The sequence below is a fragment of the Mycoplasma sp. 4423 genome, from assembly GCF_054353855.1.
Map to the genome: position 1 here is coordinate 21,290 of NZ_JBTHHJ010000009.1, position 22,026 is coordinate 43,315.

General features: G+C 27.1%; 18 protein-coding genes. 10 read left to right on the forward strand and 8 right to left on the reverse strand.

Annotation, left to right across the window (positions count from 1 at the left end; translation table 4 throughout):
* Complete coding sequence (locus ACXYRN_RS02200) at nt 1-1,050, forward strand: hypothetical protein (RefSeq protein ID WP_458607512.1); 1,050 nt, start codon at nt 1-3, stop codon at nt 1,048-1,050.
* Here ACXYRN_RS02200 and ACXYRN_RS02205 read toward each other — a convergent pair.
* Both ACXYRN_RS02205 and ffh read right to left on the reverse strand, forming a co-directional pair.
* The gene (locus tag ACXYRN_RS02205; protein WP_458607513.1) at nt 1,047-1,628 is read right to left on the reverse strand and encodes a hypothetical protein; all 582 of its coding nucleotides are present in this window, start codon (nt 1,626-1,628) and stop codon (nt 1,047-1,049) included. The two genes, ACXYRN_RS02200 and ACXYRN_RS02205, sit on opposite strands and share 4 nt — an antisense overlap.
* A gap of 80 nt (nt 1,629-1,708) precedes the next feature.
* Entirely contained in the window at nt 1,709-3,061 is a 1,353-nt protein-coding gene (gene ffh, locus ACXYRN_RS02210) for a signal recognition particle protein (RefSeq protein ID WP_458607514.1), read from the reverse strand.
* A gap of 63 nt (nt 3,062-3,124) precedes the next feature.
* Between ffh and ACXYRN_RS02215 the strand changes: the two genes are divergently transcribed.
* The 9 genes from ACXYRN_RS02215 (at nt 3,125) to ACXYRN_RS02255 (ending at nt 13,057) form a co-directional block, all read left to right on the forward strand.
* Complete coding sequence (locus tag ACXYRN_RS02215; RefSeq protein WP_458597717.1) at nt 3,125-4,075, forward strand: RluA family pseudouridine synthase; 951 nt, start codon at nt 3,125-3,127, stop codon at nt 4,073-4,075.
* Nucleotides 4,059-4,934, forward strand: a complete 876-nt coding sequence (locus ACXYRN_RS02220) for a hypothetical protein (RefSeq protein WP_458607515.1) — start codon at nt 4,059-4,061, stop codon at nt 4,932-4,934. The genes ACXYRN_RS02215 and ACXYRN_RS02220 overlap by 17 nt, the downstream gene beginning before the upstream one ends.
* 143 nt (nt 4,935-5,077) lie before the next feature.
* A complete protein-coding gene (locus tag ACXYRN_RS02225; protein WP_458607516.1) occupies nt 5,078-6,940 on the forward strand; it encodes an ABC-2 transporter permease in 1,863 nt (620 codons plus the stop codon).
* Nucleotides 6,940-7,650: an ABC transporter ATP-binding protein gene (locus tag ACXYRN_RS02230; RefSeq protein WP_458607517.1), complete on the forward strand. Its 711-nt coding sequence runs from the start codon at nt 6,940-6,942 to the stop codon at nt 7,648-7,650. Before ACXYRN_RS02225 ends, ACXYRN_RS02230 begins: the two co-directional genes overlap by 1 nt.
* Entirely contained in the window at nt 7,628-8,761 is a 1,134-nt protein-coding gene (locus ACXYRN_RS02235) for an aromatic motif membrane protein (protein ID WP_458607518.1), read from the forward strand. Before ACXYRN_RS02230 ends, ACXYRN_RS02235 begins: the two co-directional genes overlap by 23 nt.
* Nucleotides 8,751-9,746: an aromatic motif membrane protein gene (locus tag ACXYRN_RS02240; protein WP_458597707.1), complete on the forward strand. Its 996-nt coding sequence runs from the start codon at nt 8,751-8,753 to the stop codon at nt 9,744-9,746. The genes ACXYRN_RS02235 and ACXYRN_RS02240 overlap by 11 nt, the downstream gene beginning before the upstream one ends.
* Entirely contained in the window at nt 9,730-11,148 is a 1,419-nt protein-coding gene (locus ACXYRN_RS02245) for an aromatic motif membrane protein (RefSeq protein WP_458607519.1), read from the forward strand. The genes ACXYRN_RS02240 and ACXYRN_RS02245 overlap by 17 nt, the downstream gene beginning before the upstream one ends.
* A gap of 62 nt (nt 11,149-11,210) precedes the next feature.
* Nucleotides 11,211-12,191 (forward strand): recombinase RecA, encoded by a 981-nt coding sequence (gene recA, locus ACXYRN_RS02250; RefSeq protein ID WP_435129746.1) that lies wholly within the window; start codon nt 11,211-11,213, stop codon nt 12,189-12,191.
* A gap of 38 nt (nt 12,192-12,229) precedes the next feature.
* The gene (locus tag ACXYRN_RS02255) at nt 12,230-13,057 is read left to right on the forward strand and encodes a TIGR00282 family metallophosphoesterase (protein WP_435129749.1); all 828 of its coding nucleotides are present in this window, start codon (nt 12,230-12,232) and stop codon (nt 13,055-13,057) included.
* Nucleotides 13,058-13,093: 36 nt separating this feature from the next.
* Here the strand turns inward: ACXYRN_RS02255 and ACXYRN_RS02260 are convergent, their stop codons facing one another.
* From ACXYRN_RS02260 to ACXYRN_RS02285, 6 genes are all read right to left on the reverse strand, one after another.
* Nucleotides 13,094-13,906, reverse strand: a complete 813-nt coding sequence (locus ACXYRN_RS02260; protein WP_458607520.1) for an ABC transporter permease subunit — start codon at nt 13,904-13,906, stop codon at nt 13,094-13,096.
* Nucleotides 13,899-14,846 (reverse strand): hypothetical protein, encoded by a 948-nt coding sequence (locus tag ACXYRN_RS02265; RefSeq protein ID WP_458607521.1) that lies wholly within the window; start codon nt 14,844-14,846, stop codon nt 13,899-13,901. The genes ACXYRN_RS02260 and ACXYRN_RS02265 overlap by 8 nt, the downstream gene beginning before the upstream one ends.
* A complete protein-coding gene (locus tag ACXYRN_RS02270) occupies nt 14,818-15,996 on the reverse strand; it encodes an ATP-binding cassette domain-containing protein (RefSeq protein WP_458597695.1) in 1,179 nt (392 codons plus the stop codon). The genes ACXYRN_RS02265 and ACXYRN_RS02270 overlap by 29 nt, the downstream gene beginning before the upstream one ends.
* Nucleotides 15,997-16,044: 48 nt before the next feature.
* Nucleotides 16,045-17,850, reverse strand: coding sequence for a P68 family surface lipoprotein (locus ACXYRN_RS02275; RefSeq protein ID WP_458607522.1), 1,806 nt, complete (start codon nt 17,848-17,850; stop codon nt 16,045-16,047).
* Between the two features lie 89 nt (nt 17,851-17,939).
* A complete protein-coding gene (locus tag ACXYRN_RS02280; protein WP_458607523.1) occupies nt 17,940-19,784 on the reverse strand; it encodes a P68 family surface lipoprotein in 1,845 nt (614 codons plus the stop codon).
* Between the two features lie 70 nt (nt 19,785-19,854).
* Nucleotides 19,855-21,753, reverse strand: coding sequence for a P68 family surface lipoprotein (locus ACXYRN_RS02285; protein WP_458607524.1), 1,899 nt, complete (start codon nt 21,751-21,753; stop codon nt 19,855-19,857).
* Nucleotides 21,754-22,026 lie beyond the last annotated feature (273 nt).

Here is a 22,026-nt window from a genome sequence, read left to right on the forward strand (position 1 = left end):
ATGCAATCATTTAATAAGAAAATTATTTGAGATTTATTTGGTGGTGGTTGCAATTCTGTATCAAGAGCAATAAAAGAATATAATTTAGATCAATATTACAAAGTTTATACTTTCGATGTTGTTAAAACACATAAAGAAAGTTTTCGTGGTCAAACTGACTATAATTTCCAAACTTATATAGATATCGATTTAAGTTCTGATTCAATAATCAGTGATTTTAATAAATTAATTAAAGAAAACACTATACAAAAACCTGACATTATTCTTAGTTCAACATTGTGTCAGTCTTTTAGTAAGGTTTTATCAATGGTTGGGGGAGGAACTTGTTTTTGAAAACAAGAAATAAAAGGTGACAAAAATTCCAAACTTATCGAAAGAAGTTTGGAAGAATTTGAAAACCTTAAATCTGGTTTTACTAAAAGACTTAACGGACCAAAACAACTTTTTATAAAGAGATTAGGTGAAAAATGCGCAGTCAATTCCGTGAATTTGATAAAAACTTTTAAACCAAAATATTGATATATAGAAAATCCAGATAGTTCGTTGTTATTTCAATTTTTAAGAGTGAATTTAGGTTTGAATGGTTATGAAAATGTTGCATGTTATGGTGCATATGATTTTCCACAAAATAAATCTGGCTGCTTTTATTCAAATATAAAAATAGAATTAAAAAAAGATCGCAGACCTAGAACATATGAAACTCAATGAGAAGAAGTGTCCAAAGAATATTATGATAAATGAATTGAAAATGTTGAATATAAGAAAAATTACCTTAATGGGTCAGGTGATTTTAGACATGTTAAAAAAGTTCTTGATGAATTTGGATGCTATAAATATTATCGTAGGTGATATGTTGATATAGGTTATAAAATTGGGGATAAAGGACACTCATCACTAAAGAAAACTTCAATGACATTAGGAAAATTAACTAAACAAAAATATGCATTAAAAACTATTGGTGATTTTAATACAAAGCAAATAGGGGAAGCAAATGAAACATCACATATTCCCGCTGGTGTAATATATCAAATCTTAAAGAAATTTAATTAATCTATTTTGTGTACTTTTATTCAAGCTTCTTCAATTTTTTGTTCTTGTTCTTTGTTTAATTTAATATCCATTAATCTTGCAAAGGTATAAATATCTTCTTTGAAACCAAAATCAAATATGACAAATTCACCATATGTGCTTTTGTAATAATCTATAAAATTTCAATAATTTTTCTGTAATATTTTTCAAAAACCTACCAATATAACAATTGTTTGAATTCTTATATTTTTATCGAATAATTCTGATAAATTGTTATAAAAGTGATGATGATATCCAAAATTAGATTCTAATTTCTCTCAGTCAGAACCATTTATTTGTTTGAATTTACTTTCTAAAAATAAATATTGTGGTCGGTTTTTGAATTTAATTTTAAATGTATTAGGACAATTTATAACAAAATCAGGAGACATATAGTTGTTTGGTTCTAATTCGCTTTTAACACTGTGAAATTTATTTCCAGGTGTTAGTTGCAGAGATTGTATATTTAGGATATTTAAAATGTTCTTTAGAAAGTTTTCACCTTCTTTTTTACCTTCTACTGCTCTGGTTCCTTGTGATCAACCAGTAAATTTTTTCATTCCTTGCTTCATAACTACTTATTTGAAAAATTATATGCTTTTTGCAAAAAAACAAAAAGCAAGTTCATTGAACTTACTTTTTAGAAACCAAAACCTCCGCCTAGTCCTCCCGATCCTCCTCCGTTTTTAAGTGATTTTGCCATTTCTGTCATACGTTTTACCATTGCTTCGTAGTCAGAAATAAGTTTGTTAAATTCTTGAGGAGAGCGACCGCTACCTTTTAATACACGTTCTTTCCGTGAAACTTGTTTTAAAAGTTTTGGATTTTGACGCTCTCTTTTTGTCATAGAAGATATCAAAATTTGGTAAACATACATCTTTTCTTCTGCTTTTTCTATTTGACTTTCATCTACTTTGGATGCAAGGTTTCCGGGGAGCATTTTTAATATTTTAGAAAACTTTCCAAGGTTTTTTACCTGATTAATTTGTTCAAGAAGATCATCTAAACCAAAATCACCTGTAATCATTTTATGAAACATTTTAGTTGCTTTATCTTCATCAATTACATCTTGAGCTTTTTCAATTAAAGACATAACATCACCCATACCTAAAATTCTATCAGCCATACGTTCAGGATAGAACAAGTCTAAATTAGATGTTTTTTCACCAGTTCCGATAAAACGAATCGGTAGGTTTAAGATATATCTTAAACTTAATGCTGCACCACCACGAGCATCAGAATCAAGTTTAGTAATTATAGTCCCAGTAAGCTTTAATGCCTCATTAAAGGTTTTTGCAACATTAATAACATCTTGTCCACTTAAAGCATCTGTTACAAAGAATATTTCATCTGGATTTGCAATCTTTTTTAATCTTTTTAATTCATCCATTAATTTTTCATCAATTGATAAACGACCTGCAGTATCGATGATGATTAAATCATTTTGATTTTCTTTTGCTACTGCCATTGCTGTGGAAACAATATTATCTACACTGTTATTTATACCTTCTTCATAAAAATCTACTTGAATACCTTTTGCTAATGTCACAAGTTGTTCAACAGCAGCAGGACGATAAATATCGGCGGCTACAACTAGTGGTTTAGTCACCATTTTCTTCTTACGGAATCAGTAAGCAAGTTTTGCTGTTGCAGTTGTTTTACCAGATCCTTGCAAACCACACATCATTATTATATAAGGTCGCTTGCTAATTTGAATTTCTTTTACTTTTGAACCAAGTATTTCAACAAGTTCGTTATGTAATATTTTGATGAAGTGTTGCGATGGATTAAGTTTACCAACAATTTTTTCTTCTAAAGCTTTTTCTTTAACCTTAGAAATAAATTCTTTGACTACTTGCAAGTTAACATCGGCTTCTAAAAGTGCCATTTTGATGTCTCGCATAATTACCAAAATATCTTCTTCGTTTAAGGTAACTTTTTTTTGCACTTTTTCAAGTGCCTTTTGCATTCTTTTTTCTAAAAATCCTAACATAATTCAATTATACATTAAGACAATATTTTCGTGTGACTTTTTTAAATTTGGTATAATTTGAAAATGTTACATTTAACAGTCAAATATACAGAGAGGATTGATAAATATATAGCAAATAATTCTAATATTTCTCGAAATGATATAAAAGAATTGATTGCACAAAAAGTAGTTTGAGTAGATGGAATTTTAGTAAATAAACCTAAATTTGTTGTTTCAGTTGGGCAAAACATAGAAATACAGAAAGTTTTAGATAAAGAAATTCATGTTCAACCTGAAAAAATGGATTTAAATATAATATATGATGATGAATATATATCTGTAATAAATAAACCTTGTGGACTTGTGGTGCATCCATCACCAGGTCATACCAGTGGAACACTGGTAAACGGACTTTTATATCACTTTAAAAACAATTTATCTAATGAAAATGGATTATTGCGTCCAGGGATAGTGCATCGAATTGATAAGGATACTAGTGGTTTATTAATAATTGCTAAAAATAATTTAGTACATCAGTTGCTATCGGAAAAGTTTGCAAAACATCAAATAAATCGTAAATATTTAGCAATATGCGATGGGATAATAGAAGATAAAAAGTTACTTTTAAACCTACCAATAGGTCGTTCGAACATCGATAGACAAAAGATGGCTATTACAAATATAAATTCCAAACCTGCTATAACTCATATTACAATGATTAAGAGTTTTTATATTGATTATTTACCTAAAACATTAGTTAAATGCGAATTAGAAACAGGCAGAACTCACCAAATCAGGGTTCATTTAAAACATATAGGAAATCCTGTTTATGGGGATCCTTTGTATGGTAAATCAGTTGATGATAAAGGACAAAGACTGCATGCATATAAATTAGAATTTGAGCATCCGATAACCAAAAAATATCTAGAATTTTATAGCAAACCAGACTCAAAATTTGATGTAGCTAATTTAGATTTTGATGAATTTATTAAAATATATGAAGCAAAGAAAGGACAAAATGAAGAAGTATTATAACGAACAATTTGCTGATACACAGAGTCTTTGAGATAAATACAAAAACTATTTTAATATTTGAGTTTTTAGTTTTATCGGACTTTTATCTGTATTAACTGCTTTATATTTAGCACAAATTATATTTGTAGGGCTTAATTATAATTCTTATGTAGATTTATATCAAACAATTAATAAAACTGTTGAATCAAATGAACAAATAAAAGATATTCAAGGCACTGCTGCTTATACATACAAACAAGACATTACAACTACATTTTTTTCGTTAGTGTTTTCTGCTTCAACTATTATCATTTTTGTAATGTCAGTTCAAAGGTCAACAAAAGAAAAAAATTATGGTTATTTATCTAATGGAGCATTGTTATTTAATTGATTAATTAGTTTATATAACATAATAACATTAGCGATTTTCTTATTTACTCCAAATAATTACAAGGGTTTACAAGGAAATCAGATTATATTATTTAAATTCATTGTATCAATAATTATTTTATTTATTTATGTGTTATTGTTTGTTTTGGTTCAAAGAGAAGTAAGCCGAATAAGAAAAACATTTCTTATTATCTTACAAACTAAAGCATTAAAAGAATTTATGCAAAATGTAAATCAAAACCAAAGTAATAATCCTTTTGTTTCGCCTTTTGGTTTTACTAATAAAAATCCACAACAAAACCAGCAAACACAGCAACCACAAGAACCGAAACCACAAGAAAGCGAAGAATATAAAAAGCTTATTAGATTGCCACTTAGCCAGCTTCATAAAATAGGAGAAAAATTAAATATTTTTGGTTATGCTGATATGGAAAAAGAAGAATTAATTCAAAAAATTATTGCTTATACAAAGAAAAATAAGACTACATAAATTTATATGTAGTTTTTTTCTTGTTTTTTATGCTTGTGTGAAAGTAAAAAAGCAAGAAAAACATAAAATTAAAAATAATTTGCTTTTTTATATTACTATACTATAATATTAATATATTACTATTAAGTAATATAAGGAGACAAATGAAAAAGTTTTTCTATTATGTATTTTTTATACATAAATTAATTTTGAAGAAAAAGAACACAATTATAGTACCCATTATATGGATTATAATTTCAATAATAAGTTCAATAGTATTTAGTCAACTAAATATAAATACAAAACAAAAAATGTTATCCTTTTATATAGTAATCTTTGTTGAATTATTAATTACAGTTTTCTTTTCAGCAATAAAAACTATTAATATATATAAAGATTTAGAAGAAGAAGGGATAGAATTACTTACTTTATCAAAATCTATTTCTAGAAAAAGCATTATATGAGCAAAAACATTTTCTAATATAGTTTTTGGACTATATTGAGCTGTTATAATTATGTTCTCTAATATATTTATTCTGGCAAGTTTAAAACTATTAGTAATTATGTGATATTTAATCTTTATAAGTCTTGCTACATTCTTTCTAGCATACATTTTATTTGGAACATTCACATCTTTGATTGCTTACAAAATCAACACAAAAGTCGCTATAACACTACCTATTTTGCTTTTTAGTCCGCTAGCAATAGGTGGAAGCATAATTGCTGCCAAAAGCACTTCAACAGCAAATAATTATGCATATTATTTAAATTTACCATATCAGAATCATTTATCAGGAAATAGAGTAAATGCAGAAAAATTCTATTTAAACAATGGATATGATAAATATTACATAGTTCCTAATGGATATGAGAGTTCAGAATTCAATAAAAATCAAAAAGAATTTCTTGATAAAGCTTTTGCTACTTCAAAAGCATCTGCTAGAGATTGACAAATATATTCATATTTAATTACACCTTATCAAATGCTGGATATATTTAATATTAATAATGCTAATATTTTTAATGCATTTTCAGATGAACAAGACAGCAATTTATCCAAATACTTGTTTTATAAAAACAAGGATTCTTATATCTATAATTATATTCTTTTACCTAAATCTAATCTAAAACAATATAGTGTAACTGATAAGTTAAAAAGCACATCTGAAGTTAAAAATCCTGATTCTCAAATTATTCAACCTGCTGTTATAGTAAATAAAAATGCATTTTTGGTGCCTACAGCACTTAAAAATCAAGCTATATTCAATAATTTAATTAATACCAATATTATTTATGCAAGAGAGGGTGCTGATACTTTTAAGACTGAATTTCCGGAAGATAAATTTGTTTATAACTCTTCGCAAAATATTGTAGGTGAACTAAAGTGAAAATATATTAAGGAACTTTTATCAGATTTGGCATTTGATGATTATGCACAGAAATTTTATCAACAAGTGCTTAATAAAACACAAAATACACAGCAACTTGAAAGCAAGGATATCTATTTTAAATATCTTTCAGATGCATTAAATAGTGAAAATAGTCATTTATTAAGATTACAAACTCAGAGTGTTGTATTGGATCCAAGTTCTTTAAAAAACAAGTTAATAAAGAGTTTGACAGAAAAGAAAATTTATTTAGCAGTTGCATTGATTTATTATGGATATTTTTCTTATTTAGACACAAAACTTTTTGATGCAATTTTACATAATTATATTAATAATAATTATGATCCTGATACATATACAATTAATATAGATGGTTTTGACTACAATATAGGTGGATATTCTGATTATGTAGCAAAACAAGAAGTATCAGGTGATAAAAACAATTCAAAAATAATTATTCGCTATGATTTAAACAAATCTAACAATTATTTATTTACACCAGTTGAAGATGTTTATGAGCTAAGTCGAACAAATATAAAGGTAGTTGAAAAAAATATTTACTTTTTGATTTGAATTATTTTATCAGCAGCATTGGTATTAGTAAATAACAAATTATATTATCGTAAGGATTATAAATAATGAATATTCTAGAAGTTAGAAATTTAAGTAAATTTTATTCAAAAAAGAAGAATACTGGTATTTTTGATTTAAATTTTGATGTAAAAACCGGAAGTTTTCATGCTTTTATAGGAGAAAACGGAGCAGGGAAAACAACAACAATAAAAACTATTATTGGATCATATATAAATTATCAAGGAGATGTTTTAATAAATGGAATAAGCATTAAAAAACCAGATAGTAGACAAAGATTAGGATATGTTCCTGAAAACACTATATTCCCTAAAGAAATTACTACATTTGAATATTTAAAGTATTTAGGGATGTTAAATTTAAAACAAGCAACTGAAAAAGAAAAATTGTTACAAAAAATCGATCAGATGCTAGAAAAATTCGGTATTTTAGATCTAAAAAACAAAAAACCTTTTTATTTTTCATCAGGTCAAAAGAAAAAAGTTCTATTAATTCAAGCATTACTGAATGATCCAGAATTATTAATTTTAGATGAACCTGCTGCTAATTTAGACCCAACAGCACGATATCAATTATTCAAAATACTAAAAGAATTGCACCAAAACGGAACAACTATTTTTATAAGTTCGCATATATTGAGTGAAATTAAAAAATATGTAGATTCATTTACACTGATTCATCAAGGCAAAATTTTGTATTCTGGATCAAATGAAAATAATTTAGAAGAGGTTTTTTATGAAAAAGTGATTAAAAATTAGTCTAATAACATCAGCAAGTGTTTTGGGTGTAGCAGCGATATCACTTGTATCTGCTTTTGTTAGTATAAACTCTAACAAAAGCGAATTTATAAACTCGTATACAAATAAACAAGAAAGTAAAGTGGATTACAGAAATTATTTAGTAAAGCAAGTTCATCAAAATGATGATTTATTAACAATTGCTAATAGTTACTATTTTGATGAAAGCACAAGCGAGCAAGTTAAAAACGAATTTTATAATGAACAAAATTCAATAAACAATGGTTATTTATCAGATATATCATCTGCTTTAACATATGCACCTTTATTTATTTATGTAAATTCGAAAGATCGAAGTGAATTGACTGGTAAATATGCTAAAAAAGGTATAAATGTTTTAACAAAATTGTTAAATGAAAATTGGTTTTGGTATTTAAATAATATTAATAAATTCACTTTTATTTATAACCCATATGGTGAAAATTTCAAAGATGATCGTGATTATTTAAATAATCAAACAACAAATATAAAGGATTTGTTGTTTGAAAAGTTAATGATTAAAAACAAAGATGATGAAGTAAAAAATACTGATTCGCTTTTGTATAAAATAAATAAATTCAAAATTAAGAAAATTTATGAACAAAGATTCATTAATTTGATACCAGATGAATACAAAGAAGCAGCATCTGAGTTAAATAAATATATAGATACAAAAATATTATTTATAGAACTTACCGATGGCTCAATTATGACTGTTTTTGTATATAAAAAACAAGTCAATAACCAACCGCAAAAGCATATTTTTATATTACCTGAAATATTAACCACAAGAGTTTTAGGGACATTCAATGAAGTTTATGATGTATTTATCCAAAGTTGAAAAGATGCATATAAAAAATCACTTGATAGTTTATTTAATTACCAAAAAAAGATAATAGATGAAGATGAAAATAAAACAGATGCACAAATAAAAAAAGAAGTTTTTGCAAAATTTACAGACCAAAATTTTGCAAAATTATTCGAAAGAGAAAATTATTCAGAAATGCTACATCGAAGCATTTATGAATACAATCTAAACCACAAATATAATTATATTTCTCGTTTTAGTCTGGGAGACAGTGATGAAAGTTAAAAAAATATTTTTAAATTCATTATTTTTAGTTCCTTTGATATCTGTTTCTTGCACCAATTATTCACAAGGCGAAAAACTAAGTGCTTTGATATCAAACGAAGAAGATATAAGTTCAAATCCTTATGACATTAAACAAAAGAAAACAGATGCTATTATTAATGATATTTTAAATGATCTGTTTAAAGGTTCAGAGGTTAAAAAACTTGAATTTATAAATAACCAAAAGCAAAGTAAAGATGAAATTGAAAAGACTTTTTTGACTATGTCACAGGAATATAATAAATTATTACAAAAATATAAAGAACAGTTAAGTAATATAGAAGATGAAATAGATGATATCGAAACAGATTTAAAGGAACTAAAATTCACACCTAAAATAAACAGTAAACAAATAATTGAAAAAGAATCACAACTCGTAAATAAAATAAAACAATTATCTGATATAAGAGTTCATTTTAGAGATTTTGCGATAAAACAAAATGAAATATTCTCCCAAAATTGATATTATTTTTTCACAAATATAAACAAATTCGATTTTGAATTTATCGAATATGTCTATGATGGACTGCAAAATGGGAAAACAGCAAGTTCAGAATACAAAAAATCAATTGATTCAAAAATTTCATATCCACCATTTAGATTTTATGACAATTATTTAGATAATAAGATTCAAGGAATTGAAAGCGTAGAATTTCGAAATAGTGTTATCTATTATATTAGTAAAGGAAAGATGGTTTTCAGAATTTTAATAGAAAATCTAGATACTGAAAATCCTAAATTATCTATGAAAGCAATGAATTGATATTTTGGTAGTTCAAAAGCAAATACCATTTCACTTCCGCTAGTTTCATCAGTTGTTCACACATTATTTATACATCAATATCCTAATGCATATCCAGAATTTGAAGATGTAATGGTGAAAAAACAAAAATATGGTGAACCTGCATTTATGTTTGGAGTTTGAAAGAATGAAAAAATGAGTTAGAAAAACTATAAGTTTAGGATTATTTATTATGCCAGTGCTTGCTGCTATTTCTTGTTCTAAGCCACAGCAAAATGAAGTTAGTTTCTTAGTAAATAATTCTGTAAATGCAGAAAATGATAAATGAGATAACTTTATAAAAAACGGCTATATCCAAGAAATTTTACACAAATTGTATGATAATAATGAAGATATTCAAAAGTATATTAAAAAGCAAAAGAGTATTAATGCACAAGAGTATTTAACTTCTTTAAAAACTTGATTAAGATACTCAAATAATTTCATTTCTTCCTATGACAAAGGTTCTTTTGACTATAAAACATTTAAGACTAAAAGAAATTTTACAACAGAAAAAGCAGAAGATGAAAAAAGGGTGTTGTTCGAAGAAAATTGATTGTTTTTGTTATTTAATTTAGATAAATTTAAATTTATGCAGTCACCAAATATCGCAACAGATGAATTTGTTAAAGCAGATGTTGTTGATGATGCAGAGACTAAACAAAAGATTTATAAAGATTATTTTATAGCAGATAATAATGAGATAATTGATTTTGTTGTGCAAAGATATAATTTTTATGAAATTGAAGAACCATTAGAACGAGAAATACCTAAAGAAAAGAAAGAAATAGTAGATGATAAGCAAGAAAATAAAGAGATTGTAGAAAAACCAAAAGAAGAAAATTATATTGAACCTAAAAAAGATGAAAAAACACAAAATCAAAGTTTGTTAGAGAAACTAAAGAACTCATTCAATGAACCAAAAACCCAAAAAACAGATGATGATGATAAAGAGAAAGATGAACAAAATGAAAATCAAAAAGATAATAATCAACTAGAGGAAGAAGAAAAAAAACAAAAAGAAGAAGAACTGAAAAAATCAGAAGACTCTAAAAAAATACAAGAATCCGATGAAAAAGATGAGGATATGGAGGGAGAAAATAGCAAAGCTTCTGATGTTGATGAAGATGACGATGAATGTGAGGATGAGGGTGAACTTAAATGCAATGATTTATCAAAAATCCCACCATCATTTTTCCCTAAGAAAAAATTATTTAGTATTGCAAATGATGTAAAAGTTTCTATAAAAAAACCAACATATCATTATGAAGAAAGAATATTTATGTTAACAAAACAAGGATATATCCTTTCTTTTGAAATAGAAACTACTGAAAAAGGTGGTAAAAAGACAATAACAAGAAAAAAATTAAGTGAATATATTTATACATATCCAAAATTGCTATTAAGTAAACAAAAATTAGAAGATTTTGATTTAAAAAAATATGTAAATAGCACAAGAATATGAGCCGATCCAAATGTTTCGCCATCACCTGCTACAAAAGTTATCTTTGAAGAAGAATATGGTGGTAGAGAAATGCGATATACATTAATTAACACAGTTAAATAGTTTATATTTTGTTCTTTATTAGTCCATATTATTGAATATTTTATTATAATATTGGAGGTAAAATGGAAAACAATAAAGACATTATAGCTACAACGATAAATCAAATCGAGAAGAAGTTTGGTAAAGAATCTATTATGCTTTTAGGAGATGTTCCTGAATTAGCAGTAGAAACATTCAGTAGTGGTAGTATAACACTAGATAATTTACTTGGTGGTGGTTACCCAAAAGGGCGTATCATAGAGATTTATGGACCAGAAAGTTGTGGTAAAACAACTTTATCATTACATGCAGTAGCGGAGATTCAAAGACAAGGTGGAGTTGCGGCATTTATCGATGCAGAACATTCAATAGATCCATTATTTGCTCAAAAAATAGGTGTTGATGTTAATAATTTAATCCTATCGCAACCTGATAGTGGTGAGCAAGCACTTGAAATAGTTGATATTTTAGCAAAAACAGGTAATATTGATTTAATAATAGTCGATTCAGTAGCAGCATTAGTTCCAGAAGCAGAATTGAACGGAGAAATGACAGATCAACAAATTGGTGCTCAAGCCCGCTTAATGTCAAAGGCATTAAGAAAAATAACAGGAAATCTTAATAAAAATAAAACTACTATTATTTTTATTAATCAAATCCGCGAAAAAGTTGGGGTAATTTTTGGTAATCCAGAAACAACACCAGGTGGTCGTGCGTTGAAATTCTATTCAAGCATTCGTGTAGAAGTTCGTAAGGGACAACAAATTATTGAAGATAAAGAAGTTATAGGTGCTGAAATTAAATTTAAAGTTGTTAAAAACAAAATTGCACCACCATATCGTAGTGGACAAAGTGAATTTTACTTCGATAAAGGAATTGATAAAATTGGTGAAGTAATTGATATGGCGACTGAAAAAGATATACTTGATAAAAAGGGTGCTTGATATGGATATCAAGGACAAAATGTTGCTCAGGGTAAGAAAAACCTACGTGATTATTTATTAACACATTCTGATATATATGATGAAATCCTAAGTCAAGTTCAAGAATATAGTAAGCATTAGCCTTACTTATTTTTATAAACATTTATAATATATGTATTATGAGTATCAGAATCTTGTTTTTAGGTGATATTTTTGGATTACCAGGTATTATAACTGTTGAAAAATATTTATATAAGATAAAAAAAGAACACAATATTGATTTTGTCATTGCACAAGGAGAAAATGTAACAGGACGTAAAGGTTTGTCGGTGGAAGATTATTATCGCTTAAAAAAAGCAGGAATTGATTGTTTTACAATGGGAAATCATGTTTGAGCTGATGAAAGTATATTGCAAATTATTAATAAAGCAGATATAGTGAGACCTTTTAATGTTAATTATGAATATGAGGGATTTGGATCAAAGGTTTTTAGTATAAATGGTTCAACATTAAGAGTTTCTTCTTTTATGGGAGTAAGTTTTAACGAACTGTTTAAGCCTTGACAGGAACAATATGCTAATTCATTTTTATTATCCTTTGATGAATTAACAAATAATTTCCAAAAAGCAGATTTTCATTTTATAGATTTTCATGCAGAAACAACAAGCGAAAAATATGTTTTTGGTTTGTATGTAGACGGAAAAGTTGATGCTATATGTGGGACACATACACATGTCCAAACAAACGATGCACATATTTTACCAAACGGAACAGTCTATATAACTGATGCCGGAATGGTAGGTCCTATTAATTCTGCTATTGGTGTAAATCCTGCTGAAATAATGGCTAAAATAAATGATGATGGAAGTAAAAAAGAAAAATTTGTTGTAAGTTCGAACAACACCCAAATAAACGGGGTTATTATTACATTATATAAAAATGGTATGAAAGAAAAGAAAAATAAAATAGAAACATTAAACATTCAAAATATTGATATTTATAAATAAAATACTTTTAAGTTATAATAAAGACTTAAAAGTATTTTAAACAGAACGAACAATTTTCTTAGAAAAAATAAAGTAAACTGTTAATGGTATAGCAATAACAACTAATGCCCCAGCAGATTGAATGTTTAGCAAACTTCCTCCAGCAGGGACTTGTCCAATTTGTCTAAATCAGATACCGACAGTTGCATCATTTGTTCCGCTAAGTATATAATTTGGTCATAAATAATCATTTCATACAGAAACAAAACTAAAAATAATCAAGAGAATATAGGTTTCTTTCATTTCTTTTCAATAAATTAAATATATTTTCTGTCATAATGTGAGATTATCAATTTTCATTGCTTTATAATATTTTTGTTTACTCTTTTCAAAATGGATAAGTAGATTATACATAAAAAAGTAAGAGAAAAATCCATTTGTAACAAGTGATAAAGGAGTTAAACTGTTTGTGATGTTCAGTTCATTAAGCACCTTATTTAATGATAAGTATATAGCAAATTCAGGTATAAAAGATAAAATAAGTATTATAAGTAAGATAACCTTCTTAGATTTTTTTCCGAGTTTTGAAATACCTATGACAAATAGTGTGTATGTTATCAAACGAATAAATAAAAGCATCAAGGAACTACTTAGAGAAAGTCCAACTGCTTTTCAAAAACGAATATCACTAAAGAAATTGAAATTAGAAAAATCAAACTTTCTCAATCTTATAGTAAATCTTTTATTAACCACATCATCGGTAGGCATTAAAGCAGAAACAATTAAAATATAAATCGGAAATAAGATGATAATGATTAAAATGACTATCAAAATAATAATTAATGCTTCTTTAAATGCTTTTTTATACATCTTTTGCTCCTTTATACTTTATAATAAGTTGAAAAGTCTTTTTGAATACAAATAAACCTAATCAGCTTATTATAAACAGAAACAGTAAGTATAAAATTACTAGTAAACTTGCTGCATATGCTTTGTTTGTATCTACTGATAATGTTCCTGCAAAAGGTTTAATTAATGAAAAAATATAACTAGTAAGTGTATGTGCTCCAGTTGGAACAATGCGTTCTTCGGGTATTATAGCACCAGGATACATTAAAAAAGAGAAAATTAAGTTTGTATATGTAACTAAAATAAAGTATTTTCTGAATTCAACATAATATAAATATTTAAGTCGATCTCAGAATCTAAGATTATCTATTTTAATTAATTTAGCATATTTAACATTAATGCGACTAAAAATAAAACCAAAAATAACGATATTAAAGGGCATTGATCGTCAAAGTTGAAACAGCGTCATATAAAATTTAATACTTAATAAGTTATTTCCGTAAAGAAAACTCCGTTTCGAGTTAAATATACCAAAAAACAAGTTCTCTTCACCAAACAGTAAGATAAAGGCTAATCCAACTGTATAACCAGAAATAAAAAATTGTGAATAAATTAACTTTAAAAAAAAGTTTCTAGTTCTTTTTAAAGTTAAAGAACTGATTAAATAAGAAACAATTATAGATAAAAATAAAGAGATAAATGTAGGTACAAAAAACAAAAAGGTGGAATTTTTCAATCCTGTCTGAAAGTCGTTATCTTCTATAACACGACGATAATTATCTCAACCATAAGAATAATAAATTTTCTTAGTTTTTGATGGAAAATTTATAAATGATTCATGAAATAAATTCACTACGGGGTAGATATAAAAGATGATTACAAGGATTAACAAAGGTAGAATATATAATAAAGCAAGTGAAACATTAGATAATTTAGTTTTGTTGATCGATAACTTCTTCATGTTTAAAACTCATTATTTTGTTTTCTGGTATATTTACATCTACTTTATCTAAAATATTCAATGTTGAATTTGTGTTTGAAACTACATATTCTTTGTCTTGATTTTGTATTGTATATATTGTTAGATCAGCAATATTTTCCTTTTGTCTAACAATTCATTCTGAATCAGTCGATAAGGAAATTTGAATATCTTTAGGTTTTACAAAATATTTATATATATCATCCTCTTTGATTAGATTTAATCTTGGTGAGCAAAAGAAGTGCGCTACAAAGTATGATGCAGGTTCTTCTAACACTTTATCTTTTGTATCGAATTGTTCTATTCTGCCATTATTCATTACCATTATATAATCACTAAGTTTTAAAGCATCATTTTGATCGTGAGTAACTAAAATAATTGATAAATTAAATTCTTTCTTGATTTTTAAAATTCATTCAATAGTTTTTTCTTTAATCTTAACATCGAGAGCTGAAAAGGGTTCATCCATAAGCATCAAAGTAGACTTTTTAATTATCGCTTTAGCAATTAATACACGCTGCTTTTGACCACCTGAGATATTTTGTGCTTTTTGCTTTAAAATTTGCTTTATTTCTACTTTATCAGCAATAAAATCTAGGTCTTTTTTGAAAAACTGCTTAAGTTTTGATTCTTTTTGTAAAACTTTAAATGCATTTTGGTTTTTAAACATATATTTAAAAAACAAAAAATGTCATATTGTATAGAATAATCATCTTTCTTTCTTTTCGTTTTTTGTTTCTTTATACTTATTAATAAGTTTTTGTAAAAAAGGTGATAAATAATATTTAGCATCAAAATTTTGTAAGAATTCTAACCTTTTTTCATGTCTTCAAACAAATGAGTTTTTTGCGCTTAGATAAATATTATGAAAAACACTTATTTCCTCATAAAGAAAGTTTTCTTGCAAAATATAACCTATTTGAGCAGTCTGCATATTGTTAAAAAGAGTGATTTCAGCACTTTTTGGTGTTTCAATTTTAGATAACAAATTTAATAAGGTAGTTTTGCCTGCTCCTGATGGCCCAACTATCGATATTATTTTATTTTCAGGAATATATAATTCTGGGATATTTAAAATTTCTTTTTTTTGTTTTACAAAAACAAGATTTTTTACACTTGCTATACCATTCATAAATAAATTTTACCAAATATACAAAAACAAAAATAAATATGACAATAACTATGAGTTTTTTATCATATTTAAAATGATTTGATATGCTTGTTCTCCTGTTATTATTTTTGGATTCTTTTTCAATGTAGAATCAAGAAGTAAAGAGCGAATTTTTTCGACAATAGCAGATGTTGTTTGGTCGATAGGAACTCAAAAAATATCTTCGCTTTTACTGTTTTCAAAGTTTTTTAATCCTTTGAAAGTTGTATCAGCTGCATATAAATAATTGCTTTCTGTGCTTAATTTATCAATTTGTTTTTGGATTTCATCGGAATTATTTGAATTAGTTTTAAGTTGATTTTTAAGTAACTTTAATTTATTAGTTAAAATAGTTTGTCTTTGAACATATCAATCTGATGCAGATTCAATTTGACTTTTTTGTGGGATTATATAACCAGTTTTTTGTGCTAATAAATCAGTAACCTTAATGTATTCACCATTATAATTTACATTTCCTTGATAAAGTCATTTTAAAAATAATAAAGTTGCATTATCTTGTTTTCCTCCATTATCAATTGAAATTGGGATTAAATTTGATCCACCTTCGATGTATGTGGAAAAAGCATCATTTGCTCTGTTTTTGGTAAGTTGTTCCTGTAAATAAATATCATCTCTTTGAGCTCATTTTTTATATTTTTCTTTATCATCTTTGCTTAAATAAAAAAATCTGGAAATTGGACTATCCATAGATTGCTCATAACCTACATTAGCTACAAAAGAAAAAATCGCTTTATAATCACGCAATGCTCATGAACCTCATTCATCCATTTGGTTTTCAAATTTTATATCTTGAAAAACTGCATTATTTAAATACTCATTATGATTTAGAGCGACAAATTCATTAAATGTATCTATAAATGCCTTTTTTATGTTAGCATCTTCAAGATTGTATTTCACCTTTGAAAAGTCATATTTATCATTAGTTTTTTGAAGTTGCCAAATTCGCTTGCCCTGTAGTTTATTATTTAAAACTTTTAAAAATGCATCATCTCTTTCATCGATTGTGAAAATCGCTAAATCATCAATTTGATCGCTTGTTTCAACCTTTGATTTATCAAATTCTAATATACTTTTAAGCTTACGAGCAAGATCAAAAAGTGATTCTATCCCGTTAAATGTAGCATCATTAATTATATAACCTTTTAAATTGGTATCGTCTTTGATTTTTAAGTAGTTGATTAATGAATTACTTGGTATTTGGTTACCTAAATCCTTGTGCTGCAAAGCATATTGATATATTTTTGAATTTTCATCAATAGTTGCTCCAGCTTGTTTTAAAAATTCAAATGCTTTATTTAACAAATCGATATTTATAGAAAAACCATCTATATCAGTAACATCAAAAGGAAGATTATAAATACGAGTATTATTAATTTTTTCGCCAGCTAAATTAGTGTGAGTTGTAACAAGTTTGCTTGGAAAATAACTAACCGGTAACACACTTGAAACATCCAAAAGTTTATTATATGAATTAATTAAAAATGCACCTGCTTGGTTACCTAAAAAAATGTTTGCTAGCTTGCTATCATCGTTTTTGATATATTCTGCATTTTGAGCTGCTAATTTTAATTCTGAATTAGTTTTGGTGTCATTGCTAGTTAGTAGTTGCACAGGAAGAAAATTAGGTTGGTCTTTCATTTGTTGATTATACAAAGGAATAAGTTCCTTTAATCCCATAATCAAAGGAAAATAATCACCTTGTGATGTAGCAAAAAGAATTTTACTTTCTCTTTGTTTTTGTACATTTGAACAACTAATAGCAACTGCTGATGTTGCTAAAGCTGCAAGTGATAAAAATCTCAGTAACTTTTTCATTATAACTCCTTATGGATTATTGCTATATTATAATGCAAAATCATAAATAAAAGAATTAGCAAAATAAAATTGCACATAGTGCAATCTTATTACTGATTTTTTGAAATAATTTGTAGAACTTCATCTAAAACTTGCTGTCCTGTTTTAAAAGATGGATTTTTGTTTAATGTTGAATTTATTAATGCTTCCTTAATTACAGCGTCGATTTTTGAGGTAGTTTCATTACCTGGTAAATCAAATAATTTTGCTACATCTGTATCGACAAATTCTTTTAAAGATGTGAACGATAATGCTCCTGAATGAAGGTGATGTGTCTCTGTTTTTAGTTCTTCAGTTTGATCATCTAAGGTTTTATTAGGTTGATTTTTGAGTTTTGCTTCATTAGCATCAATTTCATCCTTTAAGGTTTTTTCAGCATTTTCATAAAAACTGATTCCACGTTCTAAATCCTTATTTAAAGGTATAACATAAGCAGCTAATTGTGTCATTAAGTCACGGACATTAATTTCCTTATTATTTCAAGTAGTTTTTCCATTGTAAAGTCAATTAATAAACATAGTAGTTGCTTTATCTTCATCACCACCATTATCAATTGAAATAGGGACTAATGATGATCCACCCTCGATATAGGTTGCAAAATCATCGTCTGCCTTATTTTTTAAAACTTGTTGTTGTAAATAAACATCATCGCTTGAGGTTCACTTTGCTAACACATCAGCAGTTGGTTTATTAAAATATCTAATAGTCTTTGAATTAAATGTGTATTCATATGAAACAGAAGCAAAGATGCTGAAAATTACCTGATATTGACGCATATGTGAAGAACTTGATTCGCTTTTTCCTTCAAATTTAACATCTCTAAATAAAACATCATTAACATTTTTGTCATTTGATGCTTGTACAATAGTTAATTTGTTTTTAACAAATTCGTTAAAAACATCGATAAAATCAGCTTGCATCTTCTTATCTGTTGCTAAATTAAAAGTAATTTTACTTTGATCATATTGACCATTTGTGGAGTTTAGTTGTCAAAGTTTTTTACCTTTAAGTCTATTATTTAGCACTTTATAAAATTCATCTAATGTGTAATCGATTGAAAAGACTTGTAAAGGGATAATAGGTTTGTTGAATTTAGCAACCTTATCATTATCTATTTCAACTGAATCATAAAACTTGTGTGCTAGTTCAAAAAGCGATTCAACCCCTTGGAAAGTTTTAGAATTTATAGCGTAACCTTTTAATGAATCTGGTTTTATTTTTAAGAAATTTATTACTGATTCATCAGGGATGTGATTTCCTTTATCTTTATATTCATTTAAGGTATCAAAAAGTTTTCCATTTCGGTCGATATTTGCTCCTGCTTGTCGCATTAAGTCTAACATCTTATTCATTAAGTCAATGTTTAATATAAATCCGTTGGTATCTGAGACATCAAAAGGTAAGTTGAATAATTTGCTACCTAGTTTTTCTCCAACAACACTAGTATGATTTTCAAGTATTTTCTTAGGAAATAAAGAAATTGGAAGTTCTTTTGATGTATCAAGAAGTTTTTGATATTTATTGATAATATATGCAGTGGTTTTGCTACCTAAAAGCAAGTTAGCAAGTCTGGAATCGTTACTTTTAATATAATTTTCAGTTTGTGTAGCTAAACCAAATTCGCCATCTGCTTTTGTTATTTCCTTTGTTTGTAACTCTATTGGTAAAAATCCAGGTTGATCTTTCATTTCTTTGTTATACAGAGGAATCATCTTTTCTAATGCATACATTAAAGGTCAAGAATTAGGTTGTGCAGTGGCAAAAACAATTTTCTTATCTTTTGCAGCATTGTTTGTTAGATATTCAGTTTGTTGTGTTTTACTTTGTGAGCAACTTGCTGCAAGAGCTACTGAAGCAAGGGAAATAATAGAAAAGAGTTTAGTATATTTTTTCATTTGTGTCCTTTTTATTAATACTAGTTAAAAGTTAAAATTTAAAATCATGTATACACATGATTTCGTATTATTAGTTTTCTTTACTGATTAAATCTAAAACATGGTTTAACACATCTGTTCCGTTTGCTTTAGTTGCATTTTTATCAAGGGTTGAATTAAGCAATTGTGTAGCGATGTATGCATTAATCTTTGTTGTTTTAGGATTACTTGGTAAGCTAAATAAATCTTCATTACCATCGTTAAATTCTTTTAATGAAGTGAATGATAATGCAGCTGAGTGTGTATAGTTAGCTTGTGATTTTAATGCTTCAGTTGCTTTTTGTAGGTTGGTTTTTTCTTCACCATCTGATAAAGTTTTTAGTTTTTTTTCATTTGCAGCAATTTGTGTATCTAAATCTGATTCCACATTGTTGTAAAAACTTACTCCACGAGTTAAATCTGTGTTTAATGGAATGATGTATGCAGAAAGTTCAGACATTAAATCACGAACATTAACCTCATTATTATTTCATGTGGTTTTACCGTTATACAATCAGTTTAAAAACATCTTTGTAGCAGCATCTTCTTTACTACCAACAGCAACAGGGATTAAACTAGAACCACCTTCAAAATAGGTAGCATTAGTATCATCTGCTTTGTTTTTAGTAATTTGTTGTTGTAAGAAAACATCATCACGAGTTGTTCATTTCTTTGGAGCATCAGGGTTTTTAGCAGCAAAGAAATTGCGAGATGTTTGCGAATTAACTGATTGCTCAAGACCGACAGAAGCAACTATAGCAAAAATGGTTTGATATTGTCTCATATGTCATGATGCTCATTCATTTGAGTTATTTTCGAATTTTACATCTCTAAATAAGATAGGTTTAGACACATCTTTATCACCTACCTTGGTTTGAACTTGTATTGAATGGTTATCTACAAATTTGTTAAATACTTCAACAAATTTGTCTTTCATTGCTTGATCACTTGGTAAGTTGTATTTGATCTTAGACAAGTCAAATTGGTTATTTGTTGTAGGTTCAAGTTCTCAAAGTTTTTTATAATTTAAATCATTATTGATAAGTTTGTAAAACTCATCTTGTTGGTAGTCAATTGAAAAAGCTTGTAATGGAATAAGTTCGGTTGTTGCTGTAGCAACTTTAGCAGTATCAACTTCGACTGCTGAATAGAATTTTCTTGCAAATTCAAATAAACTTTCAACACCTTCAAAAGTTTTTTGATTAACTATATATCCTGTTAGTGATCCAGGTTTTGCTTTTAAGTAGTTAATTACTGATTCAGCAGGGATGTTATTTCCTTTGTCTTTGTTTGCAGCAAGTTTTTCAAAAACTTTACCTTCATTTACAACTGTAGCACCAGCTGCTTTCATTAGTTCTAATGCTTTGTTTAATAAGTCGATGTTAATACTAAATCCATTAGTATCAGAAACATCAAAAGGAAGGTTATAAATTTTTCCACCTGATGTATCTTCACCAACTAAGTTGTTGTGATTCTTTAAGATTTTAGTTGGAAACAAATTGTTAGGTAAAGTATCAGAAACATCTAAAATCTTACCATATGAATTAATTTGATATGCAGTGGTTTTGTTACCTAAGAGTAAGTTAGCAAGTTTTGCATCATTAGTTCTGATATAATTTTCAGCTTGTGTTCCAAGTTCATATTCACTTTTTGCTTTAGTTTCATCAGCTGTCTCTAAAACAACAGGTAAATATCCTGCTTGATCTTTCGTTGTTTGATTATATAAAGGCACAAGTTGCTTAAGAGCAATCATTAAAGGGTATACCTTTCCTTGTGCAGTTGCTAGACGAACAGTATTATCAGAAGCAGCTTTGTCGGTTGGATATTGAGCTGTTTCTGCGCCTGTTCCTGGTGTTTTCTTTTGCTGCGAAGTTCCACAACTAGCAGCAATTAGTGTAGTTAAGCTTGAAGTACCAAAAAGTACTGAAAGAAGCTTATACTTTCTTGTCATTGAATCTCCTTTTATATTATTTTTAATGTTTGCTAATATTTTACTACTTTTTCACACAAATTCATTTATATAATATAAAATAAATATAAAATATGTAAGAGAAGAATAATTATTCTTTCGATAAATTACAAATTAAAAATCAAAAAAAAATAAAAAAATAATTTTGCTTTTTTATTTTACTGCTATAATATCTAAGCGACTTTTAAAAAAAGTTCAAAAAAGTTCTTTGAAAACTAGATATAAAACATGACAGTCAATTTTTTCGAGAGTTTG